Origin of the sequence: Nocardioides sp. J9 (genome assembly GCF_007829375.1) — a bacterium.
Lineage (GTDB): Bacteria > Actinomycetota > Actinomycetes > Propionibacteriales > Nocardioidaceae > Nocardioides.
This window is the reverse complement of record NZ_VLJQ01000062.1, coordinates 1-16,073: the sequence shown is the minus strand read 5'-3', so window position 1 is coordinate 16,073 and position 16,073 is coordinate 1. Positions and strand designations below refer to the sequence as shown.

Annotated in this window: 15 protein-coding genes and 2 pseudogenes; 9 read left to right on the top strand and 8 right to left on the bottom strand. The window is 71.6% G+C overall.

Translation table 11 applies throughout. The features are described 5' to 3' along the window. Window positions 1-33: 33 nt before the first annotated feature. Window positions 34-630, bottom strand: coding sequence for a DUF4245 domain-containing protein (locus L615_RS08290; protein WP_028657120.1), 597 nt, complete (start codon window positions 628-630; stop codon window positions 34-36). A 111-nt stretch (window positions 631-741) separates the two neighbouring features. Between L615_RS08290 and L615_RS08285 the strand changes: the two genes are divergently transcribed. The 5 genes from L615_RS08285 to glpX all read left to right on the top strand — a co-directional run bounded on the left by L615_RS08285 (window position 742) and on the right by glpX (window position 4,821). Beyond that, window positions 742-1,158 (top strand): molybdopterin-binding protein, encoded by a 417-nt coding sequence (locus tag L615_RS08285; RefSeq protein ID WP_145724759.1) that lies wholly within the window; start codon window positions 742-744, stop codon window positions 1,156-1,158. After that, window positions 1,155-1,910 carry a molybdate ABC transporter substrate-binding protein gene (gene modA / locus L615_RS08280; protein WP_186449782.1) on the top strand — a complete coding sequence of 252 codons (756 nt, stop codon included), beginning with the start codon at window positions 1,155-1,157 and terminating at the stop codon, window positions 1,908-1,910. Before L615_RS08285 ends, modA begins: the two co-directional genes overlap by 4 nt. 4 nt (window positions 1,911-1,914) lie before the next feature. Further along, a complete protein-coding gene (locus L615_RS08275; RefSeq protein WP_028657123.1) occupies window positions 1,915-2,700 on the top strand; it encodes an ABC transporter permease in 786 nt (261 codons plus the stop codon). Then, window positions 2,697-3,737, top strand: coding sequence for a sulfate/molybdate ABC transporter ATP-binding protein (locus L615_RS08270; protein ID WP_145724757.1), 1,041 nt, complete (start codon window positions 2,697-2,699; stop codon window positions 3,735-3,737). Before L615_RS08275 ends, L615_RS08270 begins: the two co-directional genes overlap by 4 nt. A gap of 73 nt (window positions 3,738-3,810) precedes the next feature. Continuing rightward, complete coding sequence (glpX, locus tag L615_RS08265) at window positions 3,811-4,821, top strand: class II fructose-bisphosphatase (RefSeq protein ID WP_028657125.1); 1,011 nt, start codon at window positions 3,811-3,813, stop codon at window positions 4,819-4,821. Window positions 4,822-5,171: 350 nt separating this feature from the next. Here glpX and L615_RS24115 read toward each other — a convergent pair. After that, window positions 5,172-5,750 (bottom strand): annotated as a pseudogene (locus tag L615_RS24115) (SGNH/GDSL hydrolase family protein); the annotation flags it as partial. A 178-nt stretch (window positions 5,751-5,928) separates the two neighbouring features. Then, window positions 5,929-6,762 (bottom strand): alpha/beta fold hydrolase, encoded by an 834-nt coding sequence (locus tag L615_RS08255; RefSeq protein WP_051486254.1) that lies wholly within the window; start codon window positions 6,760-6,762, stop codon window positions 5,929-5,931. Between the two features lie 93 nt (window positions 6,763-6,855). On the opposite strand from L615_RS08255, the gene L615_RS08250 reads away from it, so the two are divergent. Next, complete coding sequence (locus tag L615_RS08250; protein WP_028657128.1) at window positions 6,856-7,755, top strand: alpha/beta fold hydrolase; 900 nt, start codon at window positions 6,856-6,858, stop codon at window positions 7,753-7,755. A 34-nt stretch (window positions 7,756-7,789) separates the two neighbouring features. Here the strand turns inward: L615_RS08250 and L615_RS08245 are convergent, their stop codons facing one another. The 4 genes from L615_RS08245 to L615_RS08230 are packed head-to-tail and all read right to left on the bottom strand — an operon-like array spanning window position 7,790 to window position 11,960. Next, window positions 7,790-8,995 (bottom strand): ABC transporter ATP-binding protein, encoded by a 1,206-nt coding sequence (locus L615_RS08245; protein WP_036519232.1) that lies wholly within the window; start codon window positions 8,993-8,995, stop codon window positions 7,790-7,792. Between the two features lie 10 nt (window positions 8,996-9,005). After that, a complete protein-coding gene (locus L615_RS08240; RefSeq protein ID WP_028657129.1) occupies window positions 9,006-9,839 on the bottom strand; it encodes a carbohydrate ABC transporter permease in 834 nt (277 codons plus the stop codon). A gap of 1 nt (window position 9,840) precedes the next feature. Beyond that, window positions 9,841-10,776 (bottom strand): carbohydrate ABC transporter permease, encoded by a 936-nt coding sequence (locus L615_RS08235; RefSeq protein WP_028657130.1) that lies wholly within the window; start codon window positions 10,774-10,776, stop codon window positions 9,841-9,843. Further along, window positions 10,773-11,960, bottom strand: coding sequence for an extracellular solute-binding protein (locus L615_RS08230; RefSeq protein WP_186449781.1), 1,188 nt, complete (start codon window positions 11,958-11,960; stop codon window positions 10,773-10,775). Before L615_RS08230 ends, L615_RS08235 begins: the two co-directional genes overlap by 4 nt. Window positions 11,961-12,250: 290 nt before the next feature. Between L615_RS08230 and L615_RS08225 the strand changes: the two genes are divergently transcribed. Beyond that, window positions 12,251-13,453: a DUF4032 domain-containing protein gene (locus L615_RS08225; protein WP_145724754.1), complete on the top strand. Its 1,203-nt coding sequence runs from the start codon at window positions 12,251-12,253 to the stop codon at window positions 13,451-13,453. Between the two features lie 31 nt (window positions 13,454-13,484). Here L615_RS08225 and L615_RS08220 read toward each other — a convergent pair whose 3' ends face one another. Then, window positions 13,485-14,486 carry an asparaginase gene (locus L615_RS08220; protein ID WP_222430493.1) on the bottom strand — a complete coding sequence of 334 codons (1,002 nt, stop codon included), beginning with the start codon at window positions 14,484-14,486 and terminating at the stop codon, window positions 13,485-13,487. 58 nt (window positions 14,487-14,544) lie between these two features. On the opposite strand from L615_RS08220, the gene L615_RS08215 reads away from it, so the two are divergent. Together L615_RS08215 and L615_RS08210 are read left to right on the top strand one after the other, a co-directional pair. Continuing rightward, window positions 14,545-15,210: a YdeI family protein gene (locus L615_RS08215; protein ID WP_222430492.1), complete on the top strand. Its 666-nt coding sequence runs from the start codon at window positions 14,545-14,547 to the stop codon at window positions 15,208-15,210. A gap of 358 nt (window positions 15,211-15,568) precedes the next feature. Then, window positions 15,569-16,073 (top strand): annotated as a pseudogene (locus L615_RS08210) (hypothetical protein); the annotation flags it as partial.

Sequence of the window (16,073 nt, the reverse complement as noted above, 5' to 3'; positions counted from 1 at the left end):
ACTCGACGTCCTGCGGGCCCGTCCGGTTCCCCCTCAGCGCAGCTCGGCGACGGTGAGGCTGTCGATGATCGCCCGCAGGTCCTTCGCCGGCGCGGAGCCGTAGACCATGACGCTCTGCTCGCCGACCTCGGCGAGGTAGGCCGTGTCGCCACCCTCGTCGGTGTGGCCCTCCCACTCGCGGGCGACCGGGCGTCGTACGTCGGCCGGGACGGTGTAGTCGTCGGTCGGCGTGGTCTCCTTGTCGACGGACGCCGAGAGCATCGCGCCGAAGGAGGTGTCCTCCTGGCGGACCGCCACGAAGCGGTTGTCGTCGGTGAGCATGCCGACCATGAAGTACGGCGCCTTGTCGGTCGGCACGTTGACCGACGTCGCGATCCAGCCCTCCGGCAGCTCGGCCGGGTAGACCGGCTCCTGGTCGGCGAGCTGCATGCCCTCGACCGTCTCGAGATAGTCGATCGCCGTCGGCTTGGTCTCGAAGTCGGGGCGGAAGACGCCCATGAAGTAGAGCAGCGCGCCGATCGCCGCGACGGTGACGACGAGGGAGATGACCAGTCCGGCGGCCGAGCGCTGGTAGCGCCCGGGGCTGCCGCTGCGGGAGGGGCCGGTGCTGGGTGCCTGCTCGGTGCTCATGACGCCCCCAGTGTCCCAGCCCGGCGCCGACGCCCCAGCATCCGGGCCCGGGTGGTCTCATCTGCGTCGATATCCCGTGCAATTGTGTCGCACCTGCGGCAGAGTGACTGCGTGAGCACCACCTATCGCGTCGCCGAGGCCGCCGAGCTGCTCGGCGTCTCCACCGACACCGTCCGGCGCTGGATCGACGGCGGGCGGGTGGCTGCCTCGACCGACGAGGGGCGCACCACGATCGCCGGCACCGACCTCGCCGGGCTCGCGGCGTCACTGGTGGACGACGCGGAGAAGGAGCGCACCCGGGCCGGGCAGGTCAGCGCCCGCAACCGGATGACCGGCATCGTCACCCGCGTCGTGGCCGACACCGTGATGGCCCAGGTGGAGATGGTGTGCGGTCCCTACCGCGTCGTGTCGCTGATGAGTGCCGAGGCGGCGGCCGAGCTCGGCCTCGVGCCGGGGGCGCGCGCGATCGCGTCGGTGAAGTCGACCAACGTCGTCGTCGAGCGCCCCGTCCCCGGGAGGCGGTCGTGACCCGCCGCGTCGCGCTCGCGGTGGCAGCGGCGCTCCTCGTGCCTGCCCTTGCGGGGTGCGGCGAGGACGCCGACGACCGGCCGACGCTCACCGTCCTCGCCGCGGCCTCGCTGACCTCGGTCCTCGAGGAGCTCGCCGAGGACTTCGAGGCCGAGCACGACGTCACCGTGCAGCTCTCCTTCGGCGGCTCCGCGGATCTCGTCACCCAGGTCGCCGAGGGCGCCACGGCCGACGTCGTCGCCACGGCCGACCCGATCACGATGGACCTCCTCGTCGACGCGGGCCTGGTCGACGGTGACCCGGTCGAGCTCGCCACCAACACGATGGTGGTGGTCGTGCCGCCGGGCAACCCCGGCAACGTCGAGGGCCTCGCCGACCTCGCCCGGGAGGACCTCCGGGTCGTGGTCTGCGCGCTGGAGGTGCCCTGCGGCAACGCGGCCGCCCTGCTCGCGGAGGAGGCCGGCGTCTCGCTGGCTCGCGACAGCGAGGAGCAGTCGGTCACCGACGTGCTCGGCAAGGTCGAGTCCGGAGAGGCGGATGCCGGACTCGTCTACGTCACCGACGCCGTCGCCGCGGGCGACGGCGTCGAGTCGGTCCCGGTGCCCGAGGCCGCCCGCGTGGTCAACCACTACCCGGTCGCGGTGCTCGAGGACGCCCTGCAGCCGGCGCTCGCCCGCGCGTGGGTCGACTTCCTGCTCGACGAAGGCCTGCCCGTGCTCGCCGAGGCCGGCTTCGGGCCGCCGGGCGGATGAGCCGGTGAGCCGCACCCGCCACGTCGGCGTCCCCCGCTGGCTGCTGGTGCCCGCCCTGCTGGCGGGCGCCTTCGTCGTGCTGCCGGTCGCCGCGCTCGCCACCCGGATCTCGTGGGCCGACTTCCCTTCCCTCGTCACGTCCGACGCGGCGCTGACCGCGCTCGGGCTCAGCCTGCGCACCTCGGCGGCCAGCACGGCACTGTGCCTGGTGCTCGGCGTCCCGCTGGCCGTGGTGCTCGCACGCAGCGGTGCGCGCTGGCTCGGCCCCCTGCGCTCGCTGGTCCTGCTGCCCCTCGTGCTCCCGCCGGTCGTCTGCGGCATCGCGCTGCTCGCGGCCTTCGGCCGACGCGGCCTGCTCGGCGAGCACCTCGACGCGCTGGGCGTGCAGGTCGCCTTCTCGACGATCGCGGTCGTGCTGGCGCAGACCTTCGTGTCCCTGCCCTTCCTCGTCGTCAGCCTCGAGGGCGCGCTGCGCACCGCCGGCGAGCGGTACGACGTCGTGGCGGCCTCGCTCGGCGCGGCGCCGACGACGGTGCTGCGCCGGGTCACGCTCCCGCTCGTGCTGCCCGGCCTGGCCTCGGGCGCGGTGCTCGCCTTCGCCCGCTCGCTCGGGGAGTTCGGCGCGACGGTCACCTTCGCGGGCAGCCTCGAGGGCACGACCCGGACCCTGCCGCTGCTGATCTACAACCTCCGCGTCACCGACGCCGACGCCGCGGTCGCGATGTCCCTGCTGCTCGTCGCCGTCGCCGTCGTGGTGATCGGCCTGGTCCGGCCGCGAGGTGCGGTGTGAGCCTCGTCGTCGACGTGCAGGTCGCGGACCGCGACGTCGACGTGTCCTTCGAGGTGGCGGCCGGCGAGACCGTCGCACTCCTCGGTCCCAACGGGGCGGGGAAGTCCACGACCCTCGACGTGGTCGGTGGCCTGCTGCGTCCCGACGGTGGCCGGGTCGTGCTCGAAGGCGAGGTGCTGACCGGGGCCGGCCGCTGGGTGGCGCCGCACGCCCGTCGTACTGCGCTCCTCGCCCAGGACCCGCTGCTCTTCCCGCACCTGAGCGTGCTGGAGAACGTCGCCTTCGGCCCGCGCAGCCGCGGGGCGGGCCGGGCGGGCGCCCGGGAGGCGGCCCGGCGCTGGCTGGCCGAGGTCGGTGCGACGGACCTGGCCGACCGGCGCCCGGCGCGGCTCTCCGGCGGGCAGGCCCAGCGGGTCGCGGTCGCCCGGGCGCTCGCAGCCGACCCCCGCGTGCTGCTCCTCGACGAGCCGATGGCGGCGCTCGACGTCTCCGTCGCACCGGTGCTGCGCCAGCTGCTCCGCGGTGTCCTCGCGGAGCGGACCGCGGTGGTGGTCACGCACCACGTCCTCGACGCCCTGCTGCTGGCCGACCGGGTGGTCGTCCTCGAGGGTGGCCGCGTCGTGGAGCAGGGACCGGCGGGTGCGGTGCTGTCGCGACCGCGCAGCGCCTTCGCCGCCCGCTTCGCGGGGCTCAACCTGGTGGCCGGCACCGCGACGGCCGACGGGCTGCGTCGTCCGGACGGCACGGTCCTGCACGGCACCGCCGGCGACCCGGCACCCGCCACGGGCAGCGACGCCGTCGCGGTGTTCCGGCCGTCGGCCGTGGCGGTGCACCGGGTGCCACCGGGCGGCAGCCCCCGCAACGTGCTGCCGGTCCGGGTGGACGAGCTCGAGCCCCTCGGCGACGTCGTCCGGGTCCGCGCCGGCGAGCTGGCTGCCGACGTCACGGTGTCGGCGGTCGCCGAGCTCGGGCTCGCGCCCGGGCAGGAGGTCAGCTTCGTCGTGAAGGCCACCGAGGTCGACCTCTACGCCCGCTGACCCGTCCGCCGGGCTGTCCGCCGGGCGTCGGCTGACTCCCGTGGGGCGGGCCCGGACCGATAAGGTTCGCCCCATGAACGCCCTCGCCGTGGAGCCGCCCGCCCCCGACCGCAACCTCGCCCTCGAGCTGGTGCGCGTCACCGAGGCCGCGGCCATGGCAGCGGGCCGCTGGGTCGGCCGGGGCGACAAGAACGGCGCCGACGGCGTGGCCGTGCAGGCCATGCGCGTGATGATCTCGACGGTCAGCATGAACGGCACCGTCGTCATCGGCGAGGGCGAGAAGGACAACGCCCCGATGCTCTACAACGGCGAGCAGGTCGGCGACGGCACCGGCCCGGAGTGCGACGTCGCGGTCGACCCGATCGACGGCACCACGCTGACGGCCAAGGGCATGGCGAACGCCGTCGCGGTGCTCGCCGTCGCGCCGCGGGGCAGCATGTACGACCCGTCCGCCGTCTTCTACATGGAGAAGCTGGTGACCGGCCCGGAGGCGGCCGACGTCGTCGACATCCGCTACCCCGTCGCGGAGAACATCCACCAGGTCGCCAAGGCCAAGGGCTCCAACACCTCCGACGTCACCGTCGTGCTGCTCGACCGCCCCCGCCACGACAAGCTGGTCGAGGAGATCCGCGCGACCGGCGCCCGGATCAAGTTCATCACCGACGGCGACGTCGCCGGCGCAATCATGGCGGCGCGCCCGGACACCGGCATCGACCTGCTGATGGGCATCGGCGGCACCCCGGAGGGCATCATCGCGGCCTGCGCGATGAAGGCCATGGGTGGCACCATCCAGGGCCGGCTGTGGCCGACCGACGACGAGGAGCGCCAGCGCGCCATCGACGCCGGCCACAACCTCGACCCCGACCACGTGCTGACCACCGACACCCTGGTCACCGGTGACGACTGCTTCTTCGTCGCCACCGGCATCACCGACGGCGAGCTGGTCCGCGGCGTGCGCTACCGCGGCGGCGGCGCGGTCACCCAGTCGCTGGTCATGCGCTCGCGCAGCGGCACGATCCGCACGATCACCTCCGAGCACCAGCTCTCGAAGCTGCGCGGCTTCAGCTCGATCGACTTCGACTGACGCTCAGCGCACGCGGACCACGACAGGGGGCCCGGCCGCGCGACCATCGTCCCGCGGCGCGGGACCAGCCGCACGGCGTACGTGCCCTTGGCGAGCCGGCGGGTCGCCCGGTGCTGCTTGACGCGGAACCACGGCGTGCTGCGCCAGGTCGTCGATCCGGCACGGCGGATGCTCACCCGTACGGAGGCCATCCGGACCTCGGTCGCGGCCTTCGACCAGTCGAAGGTGACCACTCCCCGCGACTGCCTGACCCGCGGCACCACCCGGGGGTTCCACGTCCGCGAACGGTAGATCGCAGGGCTGTCCGGCAGGTACCCGGCCCCGTGGAATGCCTCGGCGAACCGCTGCGCGATCAATGTCTGGCCGGTGGCGTTGGGGTGCAGGCCGTCGAAGGTGAAGTTCGCCGCTCGCCAGGGCACCCGCTCGTCGCTCACGTTGCGTGCGACCGTGACCCGCGGGTTCCAGCGGTAGAGCGCGACCAGCCACCCGTTCGCGTCTGCTGCCGCCTCGGCAGTGTCCGCCCGGGTGGGGTGGAGCGGGACCTCGGCCAGCACGACGCGCGTACGGAAGGAAGCGGACAGGATCTTGCGGACCAACGCCTGGACCTCGCCGGCGATGGTCCGCCCGGAGACGCCTCGCAGTGCGTCGTTGACCCCGAGCTGGACCACCACCACGTCCGGCGAGTAGTCGTCCATCAGCCCGTCGATCACCCCGAGGTGGAAGTTGACCGTCGAGCCGCCCCACGCGGCGTGGTCGGCGTCGAAGCGGAGGCCTGGCGACTCGTACCTGGTGCCGTAGCCGACCCGGAAGCCGCGCCGGGGGCCGACGAGGTCGATCGCCCTGCCCTGGCGCGACGCCTCTCGCCAGAACCAGTACCGCCACGTGGCGTCGCCGCCGAAGCCCTGCGAGATCGAGTCACCGACCACCATCACGCGCAGAGGGGCGGCGGGCTGCGCCACGGTCGGGGCAGCACCGAGCACGCCGAGTGCCAGCACCGACGCCAGGAACGCGCGCAGGAGCACAGCCGCCTCCTCCCCATGGACGCCGACGAACGCAGCGACCATGGCACGGGCAGGAGCAGCCCGTCCCGGTTTCGCGGAATCTCGCCTAGGCCGTCTCGACCACGCTCAGCGACGCCGCGACGGAGTCGCTCTGGCGCAGCAGCGCCGAGGTGACCTCGTCGATGACCCGCGGGTCGACCGCCATGCCGATGTGGGAGGCCCGCACCTCGACGGCCTCGCCCTGCGGGTCCGTGCACGCCCGCCAGTCGACGATGCCGTCGCGACGGGAGTAGATGTTGGTCATCTGCACCTCGGGCCGCAGCGGCTCCTGCGACTCGGAGAACGACAGGTGGGCGCACTCACCCGCGACGCAGTCGGTCGACATCAGGGCGGTGAGGCCGGCGTCGGAGAGCCGGTTGAGCACGCGGACGCCGCGGGTGAGCACCGCGTGGTGCGCTGCCGGCGCCCGCATCGGGCTGCCCATCGTGACGATGCCGGAGACCAGGTCCGGGCGGCGCACGGCCAGCCCGCGGGAGATCATGCCGCCGAGGCTGTGCCCGACCAGCTGGACCCGCGAGTCGCGGCGCTCGGCGATCTGCTCGATCCGCGCCTCCAGCGCGAGCGCCGAGGTCATCGTGCACCCGATGTTGGCGAGGATGTGCGAGCGGTAGGTGCGGAACCCGCGCCCGCGGAGCTCGGCGGCCATGGCCTTGAGCGTCCAGTCCCCGGCGAGGAAGCCGGGGATGAGGAGCACGGGCTCGGCGGCCCGGGCAGCGGCCCGGGCGGCGTACGGCGTGCTGCGGCGGACCCGGATGCTCGCGCCGCGTCGCACGGCGAAACGACCGGCTTCGGTCACCAGACTGCCCTCGCGCAGGAGCGCGGCCAGTGCGGGGCGGCCGTAGCCGTCCGGCAGGAGCCAGGGCGCCAACGTGTTGTTCACATCACAGAAGTTACCCGGTTGACGTGGCTACTACACGGGACTTGGCACACTCATGGCATGTCGATGCGACAGGACGGCACGGAATGGTCCGAAGTGACCACCTCGGCAGAGCTGCTCGCCCCGCTGACCTCGGGCGTCGAGATCTGCTACCAGACGTTCGGCGACCCCGACGACGAGCCGTTGCTGCTGGTGATGGGCCTGGGCGGGCCGATGACCTGGTGGCCCGAGGACCTGTGCCGCTCGCTGGCGGCGTCCGGCTTCCACGTCATCCGCTACGACAACCGCGACACCGGCCGCTCGACGCGGATGTCCGGACGGGTGACGACGCGACACCTCGTGCGCGCGTTCGCGGGTGGCCGGAGCCGGGTGCGCGCGCCGTACTCCATCGGCGACCTGGCCGGTGACGCCTTCGGCCTCCTCGACCACCTCGGGCTCCCGGCGGCGCACGTCGCGGGGATCTCGATGGGCGGCATGATCGCGCAGACGATGGCGCTCGAGGCGCCGGAGCGGGTGCGCAGCCTCGGCAGCATCATGTCCAGCACGGGCCGGCGCGCCGTCGGCTGGCAGAGCCCGACCCTCATCCCGACGCTCCTCGCCCCGCGCGGCCCGGACCGCGAGGCCTACATCCGCCGCAGCCTGATGGTGTGGCGGATCATCGGCTCCCCCGGCTTCCCCAGCGACGAGCAGGAGCTGCGCGAGCGGGCCGGCGACACCTACGACCGCGGCATCGACGAGGCCGGCGTGCTGCGCCAGATGATGGCCGTGCTCACCCAGCCGGACCGCACCGCCGCCCTCGGCCGGCTCACCGTGCCGACCCTGGTCATGCACGGCCTGGCCGACAAGATGGTGCACGTCTCGGGCGGCCGCGCCACCGCGGCCGCGGTCCCCGGCGCGCGCGTCGTCTACGTCGACGGCTGGGGCCACGACCTGCCGGAACCGCTCTTCGCGACCCTCACCCGCGAGATCCGCCGGAACGCCGACCGCGCCTCCTGAGGCGCGGCCGGCGCTCGGTCAGGCGGACGGCTGCTCAGGCGGGCGTCTGCTGCGCGGCGCCGCCGATGCGGCCGGCGTTCTCGTGGTCGACGGTGAGGTTCTCGCCGGTCGACGGGTCGAAGAGGTGGATGCGGCGGCCGTCGACCCAGATCTCGGCCTCCTCGCCCTCCTTGATCCGGCTCGCGCCGTCGAGGGAGACGACGAGCTGGGTGCGCATCGCCTCGCCGTCGAGGTCCTTCTCGAGCTGCTTGAGCTGCTCGGCGACCTCGGGCGGCGCCTCGAACGGGATGTAGGCGTAGGTCTCGTTGCCCAGCCACTCCACGGCGTCGACCGCGGCGGTGAACGTCGAGCCCGACCGGTTGTCGGCGGAGGCCAGCGACGCGTCCTCGAAGTGCTCCGGGCGGATGCCGGCGATGAGCAGGCCCTTGCCGCTGGCGCGCTCGGCCTTCTCCGCCGGGATCTCGACCGAGCCGAACGGCAGCTTCACCGAGCTCCCCTCGACGGTCGCGGGCAGGAAGTTCATCGGCGGGGAGCCGATGAAGCCGGCGACGAAGAGGTTGCCCGGGTTCTCGTAGAGCTCCCGCGGGGTGGCCAGCTGTTGCAGCACGCCGCGCTTGAGGACCGCGACGCGGTCACCGAGCGTCATCGCCTCCGTCTGGTCGTGCGTGACGTAGACGGTGGTGATGCCCAGGCGCTTCTGCAGCCGCGCGATCTCCGTGCGCATCTGCCCGCGCAGCTTGGCATCGAGGTTCGACAGCGGCTCGTCGAAGAGGAAGGCGTCGGCCTGCCGGACGATCGCCCGACCCATCGCGACGCGCTGGCGCTGGCCACCCGACAGGTTGCCGGGCTTGCGCTCGAGGTGCTCGTTGAGCTCCAGCGTCTCCGCCGCGTCGCGGACCAGCTTGTCGACCTCCTCGTCGGGGGTCTTGGCCAGGCGCAGCGGGAAGGCGATGTTCTCGTAGACGGTCAGGTGCGGGTAGAGCGCGTAGTTCTGGAACACCATCGCCAGGTTGCGCTCGCGCGGGGCGAGGTCGTTGACGCGGCGGTCGCCGATGATCATGTCGCCGGAGGTGATGTCCTCCAGGCCGACGATCATCCGCAGCAGCGTCGACTTCCCGCACCCGGAAGGCCCGACGAGGATCATGAACTCCCCGTCGGCGACGTCGATCGAGACGTCGTTCACGGCAGGGAAGCCGTCGCCGTACTTCTTGACGATGTTGTTCATCGTGATGGCTGCCATGACAGGACCCCTACCCCTTCACCGCGCCGGAGGTGAGGCCGGCGACGATCTTGCGCTGGAAAATCAGGACGATGACGATGATCGGAATGGTCGCGATGACCGCTCCCGCGGCCAGCAGGGACGCCGGCCGGTTGAACGGGTCGGCGCCGACGAAGAACGACAGCGACGCCGGGATCGGTCGGGCGTTCTCGGTGGACGTGAGCGTGATGCCGAAGACGAAGTCGTTCCACGCGAAGAAGAAGGTCAGGATCGCGGCGGTGAACACACCGGGCGCCGCGAGCGGGACGATCACCTTGCGGAACGCCTGCCACGACGTCGCCCCGTCGACCTGCGCCGCCTGCTCCATCTCCCACGGGATCTCGCGGAAGAACGCGGAGAGCGTCCAGATCGCCAGCGGCAGCGTGAACGACATGTACGGGATGATCAGGCCCGGCCAGGTGTCGTAGAGCCCCACCGCCCGCCACATGTCGAACAGCGGCCCGACCAGCGATACCACCGGGAACATCGCGATGGCCAGCGAGACGGTCAGGACGAGCTTCTTGCCGCGGAACTCGAGGCGGGCGATGGCGTACGCCGCCAGCGTGGCCACGATGACCGACAGCAGGGTCGCGATGAGGCTGATCCCGATCGAGTTGAGGATCGCCCGGCGGAACTGCTCGTTGTCCCAGACCGCCTGGTAGTTCGCCCAGCCGGCGCCGCCGCCGTCGGACGGGAAGAAGCCGGGGCTGCCGTTGGTGATCGCGGCCTCCGACTTGAAGGACAGCGAGATGATCCAGACGACCGGCAGCAGGCACCAGACGAGGATCAGCAGGCAACCGATGATGGTTCCGATGCGGTTCTTCATGTCAGGACTCCTGCCGTGCCTGCGCCAGGTCGACGCGGAAGAGCTTGACGATCAGGAAGGCCACCAGGAGCACCGAGAGGAAGAGCAGCACCGAGAGGGCTGAACCCATCCCCAGCTGGAATTGCTCGATCGTCTGCCGGTAGGTCAGGAAGCTGATCGACTCCGTGTTCTGGGCGCCGAAGGTCATCACGAAGATGTTGTCGAAGATCCGGTAGGCGTCGAGCGCCCGGAACAGGACGGCGACCATGATCGCCGCCCGCATGTTCGGCAGGATCACCCTGGTCAACCGTTGCCACCAGGTGGCGCCGTCGACCTTCGCGGCCTCGATCATGTCCTCGCTCACCTGGGCGAGCCCGGCGAGCAGCAGCAACGACATGAACGGGGTGGTCTTCCAGATCTCGGAGACCATGATCGCGATGATCGCCGGCGTCGACTCGCCGAACCAGTTGAAGTCGTCACCGATGAACGGCAGCCAGCCGTTGACGAAGCCGTTCTGGTAGGAGAACGCGAACTGCCAGGCGAAGCCGGAGACGACGGTGATGATGCCGTAGGGCACCAGGATCGAGGTCCGGATGACGCCCCGGGCGAAGATCACCCGGTGCATCACCATCGCGAAGATGAAGCCGATGACCAGCTCGACCGCGACGGTGACGACCATGTAGAGCACCGTGATCGCGGTGGTCTTCCAGAAGAGCGGGTCGCTCAGCGCGGTGAGGTAGTTGTTGAGGCCGATGAAGTTCCGGTCGTCCGGGGCGGTCAGCGCGTAGTCGAAGACGGACAGGTAGATCGCCCGCAGCATCGGGAACGCGGTGACGAGCAGCATCAGGATGATCGCCGGGGCGACCAGCTTCTGCCCCAGCCGCGTCTCCGCCTTCGCGCGGTCGCTCACGGCTGCCTTGCCCGCCTTGCCGGGTGCGGGAGCGGTGACGGCACTCATAGCAGCGCCTTCCCTTCCAGGACGTCCTTCAGGAACTTCGCGGACTCCTCAGGAGTGCTCTTGGGGTTCACGGAGTTCGGTGAGTGCCACCGCGACTGGAGCGCGTTGGAGATCATCGAGTAGAAGGCGCTCTTGGGCCGGGGCCCGCCCTCGTCGACGCTGGTGCGGAACAGCTCGATGAGGTCCTCGGGGTACTGGCCGCTGGCCGCCACCTCGTCGTACGCCGCGTTGGTCGACGGCATCAGGCCCCCCTCGAGCGCGAGGTCGACCTGCGCCTCGACCGAGGTGATGCACTCGGCCGCCTCGAACGCCCAGTCGGTGTTCTCGGTGTAGGCGCCGACCCCGATGTCGATGCCGCCGACCGGGGGCTTGGACGGCTCGCCCTCCACGGAGGCCGGGTAGCGCGCCCAGCCGAGGTCCTTGAACTGCTCCTCGGTGGTCGGCTTGCCGTCACCGGGCTCGTAGTTCTTGTAGACGAACGTCCAGTTGACCATGAACTCGCCAGGCCCACCCTCCGGGAACATCTGGCCCAGGCTGGTGCCCTCGTTGGAGACGGTCAGGTCCGGCTGCGCGGCGGTCGAGTCGGCGAGCTTCTGGATGATCTCGGCGACCTTGCGGCCGGCGTCGCTGTCGACCTCCACCGTGGCGTCGCGCCCGGCCTCGGTGTCGGTGACGATGTTGCCGCCGGCGCCCTGGATCATCGCGTTGATCCAGACGACGTAGCCCTCGTACTTGTTCGCCTGCACGCCGACGGTGCCGCCCTCGGAGGCGGCCGCGTCGATGACCTGGTCCCACGTGACCGGCTTGGTCATGTCGAGGCCCGCTGCCTCGGCGAGGGACTTGCGGTACCAGAGCACCTGCGTGTTGGCCCACAGCGGGATCGCGTAGACCTTGTCGTCCCAGGTCACCGTCTCCGCGGCCCCGGAGAGGTACTTGCCCTCACCCTCGACGCTCTGGGTCACGTCGTCGGCGATCGAGCCGGTGACCTCCTTCAACCAGCCTGCGTTCGCGAACTCGGCCACGAACACGGGGTCGAGGTTCATCAGGTCGGTCGAGGAGTCCTTGGCCGCCAGGCGACGGGCCAGCTGCGTGCGCTGGTCGGTCGCCGAGTTGGGCAGCTGCTGGACCTCGATGTCGTAGTCGTCCGTGCTGCACTGCTCGGCGTACTTCTCGAAGATCGGCACGCCGTCCGGGTTGACGTACCAGTTGAGGACCGGTTTGTCGGACCCCCCGCATGCCGCTAGCGCGGCGCTGGCCAGGACACCTGTGACGGCCGCGGCCGCCACGCGTCGTGGCCTTCCCCATCTCGACTTCATCGTCCAGATCACCCCTCCAAGAGTGTGGCCCGCGTCACACGGTCTACCGCAGGAACGGGTGTCTTGTCCACGGTTGACTTGTCCACAGTCGTCCTTTCAGGAGTCCGCGAGAGCCAAGTGCCCGTGACGACGGATTGCAGACGTCGTAGGTTTCCGCCATGGCGCTCCACGTCGTCGCCGCGCGTACCGACCCGGCGCTCTTCCAGCTCCCGTGGTCGCGCCCGCTGGCCGAGTGGGACGACTGGTACGTCGTGCCGCTGCCCCTCGGCCTGTCCCGGCACGTCGTGCGGGTGGTGCAGGTGAACCGGCAGTTCCTCGCGGTGAAGGAGACCGAGGAGGCGATCGCGCTGCGGGAGTACAACCTGCTCCGCGAGCTGCAGCGGATGGACCAGCCGTGCGTCAAGCCGCGCGGCGTGGTCACCGGCCGCACCGACCTCGACGGGAACCCGCTGCCCGCCGCGCTGCTGACCGAGCACCTGCACTACTCGCTCCCCTATCGCACCGTCTTCCAGCACGGTCTGCGCCCGGAGCAGGTGCACGGCCTGGTCGACGCGCTCGTCGTGCTGCTGGTCCGGCTCCACCTGGCCGGCTTCTTCTGGGGTGACGTGTCGCTGTCGAACGCGCTCTTCCGCCGCTCCGCCGGGGGCTTCACGGCCTTCCTCGTCGACGCCGAGACCGGCGAGCTGCGCGACAAGGTCTCCGACGCGATGCGCGAGCACGACGTCACGGTCGGCTGCGAGAACATCTTCGCCGAGCTGATGGACCTGCAGGCCAGCGGTGACACCGACGTCGAGGTCGACGCCATGGGCGTGGTCGCGCACCTGGGCGAGCAGTACCACTCGCTGTGGGAGGAGCTCACCGCCGCCGAGGAGTTCGGCACCGACGAGTGGTCCCGGGTCGAGCAGCGGATCGCGCGGCTCAACGACCTCGGCTTCGACGTCGACGAGCTCGACGTGCAGGCGGAGTCGGACCGGGTCCGGATCCAGCCGAAGGTCGTCGAGGCGGGCCACCACCGGCGCGAGCTGCACGACCTGACCGGGATCCGGGCCGAGAACAAGCAGGCCCGCGCACTGCTCAACGACCTCGCGGCGTTCACCGCGCACTTCGGCTACGAGGACGAGGACCGCGCCGTCGTGGCACGGCGCTGGCTCTCGACCGTCTACACGCCGATCGTCTCCCTGGTGCCCGACGAGCTGCGGGGGCGGATCGCCTCACCCCAGCTGTTCGCCGAGGTGATGGAGCACCGGTGGGCGATGTCGGAGGAGGCCAGCCACGAGGTCGACATCTACGACGCCGCGCAGGACTACGTCGAGAACGTGCTGCCGAAGCGGCCGCCGGACTCGACGTCGGACCTGGCCTGAGCCGGCGTCCGACCGATGGGTCGGGCCGGGATCAGGGGGTGCCGCGCACCGCGAGCTCGGCAGCGAGGAGGTCACGGTCCACCGGACCGCGCAGCGCGAGCGCCCACAGCAGCAGCCGCGCCTTCACCGGCGACAACCAGCCGGCCCCGACCGCGCCACGCGCCACGAGGTCGATCTCCGCGCCCGGGTAGCCGTACATCGCGCGCCCCGTCGGGCCGGAGCCGGTGCGCGTCGCGAAGACCACCGGCACGTGGGCAGCCATCCGACCGACCGCCTCGGCCATCGCCGCCGACACGTGCCCGGCCCCGAACCCCGCGACGACCACACCAGCCACCTCGTCGGGACGGATCGCGTCGAGGACGAACCCGTCGTCACCCAGCCAGGTCGCCAGCAGCGGCACCCGTAGGTCACGCTCGTCGGCCGGCAGGTCCAGCGGTGCGACGCGGTGCGGCGGGGCGCCGTACACGACCTCGCCCTCGACGCAGCGGCCAGCCGGTCCGAACGCCGGCGAGCGGAAGGCCCCCGCCGACACCGAGTCGGTCTTCGCCACCCACCGCGCCTCGTGCACCTCGTCGCCGAACGCGACGAGCACGCCGCGCTCACGGGAAGCGGGCGCCACGGCACAGCGGACCGCGGTGAGGATGTTGGCGGGCCCGTCGGCACCGGGGGCCTCCGCGGAGCGCATCGCTCCGGTGACCACGAGTGGCTCCGGGCGGTCCCAGAACAGGTCGAGCAGGTAGGCCGACTCCTCGAGGGTGTCGGTGCCCTGCGTGACCACCACGCCCCGCGCCCCCGCGTCGACCGCGCGCTGCGCCCAGCGCAGGGTGCGCACGATCGTCGGCTCGTCGAGGGACGGGCTGGGCAGCCGGGCAAGGGTCTCGGCCTCGATCGACGCGACCGCGTCGAGGCCCGGCACCGCCGCCACCAGCAGCTCCGCCGTCAGCGTCGGGACGACCTCGCCCCCGGCCGCGGTGCTGGACGTCGAGGCGATGGTGCCGCCGAGCGCACCGATGGCGACTGTGGGCGTGGGCATGCGGCCCATCATCCCTGTCGCCCGGCCGGTGTCGGCGCCCGGTGGCAGGCTGGGGTGCATGGCGAAGGACGACGAGCCCGGACGGATGGGCGGCACGGCGGAGCGACCGGCCCGCTTCTTCACGGACGCCGCGGAGTTCGGCGCGTGGCTCGCCCGCAACCACGACACGGCCACCGAGCTGTGGATGGGGCTGCACAAGAAGCACGTCCCCGACCGCGGCCTCACCTGGGCCGAGGCCGTCCCCGAAGCCCTGTGCTGGGGCTGGATCGACTCCGTCGCGCAACGCATCGACGAGGACTCCAGGCGCCAGCGCTGGACGCCGCGCAAGAAGACCAGCAACTGGAGCCAGGTCAACCTCGACCTCGTCGAGAAGCTGCGCGCCGAGGGCCGCATGCAGCCCAGCGGCCTCGCGATCTGGGAGGCCCGTCGACCGACCCCGGCGCCGTACACGCACGAGGTCGACGGCGAGCTCGTCCTGCCCGACCCCTACGCCGCCCAGCTCGCCGCCTCCCCCGCCGCCACCGCCTTCTGGGGCGAGGCCACCCGCACCTACCGCCGCTTCTGCACCAACTGGGTGCTCAGTGCCAAGCAGGAGTCCACCCGCGACCGCCGCATGACCCAGCTGGTCGAGTGCTCCGCCGCCGGCGAGCTCGTCCCGCCGCAGCGGTACGGCGACGTGCCGAGGTGGGTCGAGCGGGCTGCTGCTGCGGCCAGGGAGGCGTAGAGGCGGTGCAGACGGGCGGCGACGAGGGCGTACGGCGGTCGGCTGGGTCCGGCTATCGGCTTGCGGTTGCGTAGGTAGGGCGTGGTTGGTCCCCGCCGGGCTGCGGTGACGTAGCCGGTACAGCTGCGAAAGGCAGCGACGAGAGGACTGGGGAGGTGGTCGGGTCCGCCTGTCGGCTCGCGGTTCCGTAGGCGGAGTGGCTAGCTCCCGGTGGTTGAGGTGCGACGAGCGCCAGCGAGGAGCCTCGAAACCACCGGGCCTCCAAGGCGGACTGTGGATGGAGAATCGGGAGAATCCCCAGTCCACAGGCGGGTTTCCGGCCAATCAAAGTGTCGGTGGTCTCTGGAAGAATCCAGTCATGGATCTCGGAACCAACACATCGATCGGCCAGTATGACGGCCGTTCCGTCCCCGAGCTCCTCGGCGAGATCCGCTCACGAGTCGACGCCCGCAAGAACCTCTGGATCGACGAGTGGACCGCGATCGTCGCCTGGGCCGACCAGAACGTCCTCGACTCCCCTGAAGGTGCGGCCACGTTGCTCGACGGGGTCGTCGACACCGGCGTGCCCATCGCTGGCCCCGGTGCACCCCTCGTGTCCGAGTTCGCGTTGATGGAGCTCATCGCCGTCCTCGGCCGCTCACCCGTCGGCGGTCGTGCCTACGTCGGCCAGGTGATCGAGTGCGCCTGGCGACTGCCCCGCCTCTACAAGGCCGTCGTCGCCGGGCGGGTGGACACGTGGAAGGCCCAGCGCATCGCCGACCTCACCCACCCCCTCTGTCCCGAGGCGGCCGAGTTCGTGGACCGCCAGCTCGACGCCGCCGTCGACGACGTCGGCTGGAAGCAGCTCGAACGCCTCGTCGCCG

Coding starts and splice junctions, on each gene's coding strand:
- L615_RS08240 (WP_028657129.1), bottom strand. CDS start 9,839: ATGAAGAACCGCATCGGAACCATCATCGGTTGCCTGCTGATCCTCGTC.
- L615_RS08220 (WP_222430493.1), bottom strand. CDS start 14,486: ATGCCCACGCCCACAGTCGCCATCGGTGCGCTCGGCGGCACCATCGCC.
- glpX (WP_028657125.1), top strand. CDS start 3,811: ATGAACGCCCTCGCCGTGGAGCCGCCCGCCCCCGACCGCAACCTCGCC.
- L615_RS08225 (WP_145724754.1), top strand. CDS start 12,251: ATGGCGCTCCACGTCGTCGCCGCGCGTACCGACCCGGCGCTCTTCCAG.
- L615_RS08290 (WP_028657120.1), bottom strand. CDS start 630: ATGAGCACCGAGCAGGCACCCAGCACCGGCCCCTCCCGCAGCGGCAGC.
- L615_RS08235 (WP_028657130.1), bottom strand. CDS start 10,776: ATGAGTGCCGTCACCGCTCCCGCACCCGGCAAGGCGGGCAAGGCAGCC.
- L615_RS08245 (WP_036519232.1), bottom strand. CDS start 8,995: ATGGCAGCCATCACGATGAACAACATCGTCAAGAAGTACGGCGACGGC.
- L615_RS08215 (WP_222430492.1), top strand. CDS start 14,545: ATGGCGAAGGACGACGAGCCCGGACGGATGGGCGGCACGGCGGAGCGA.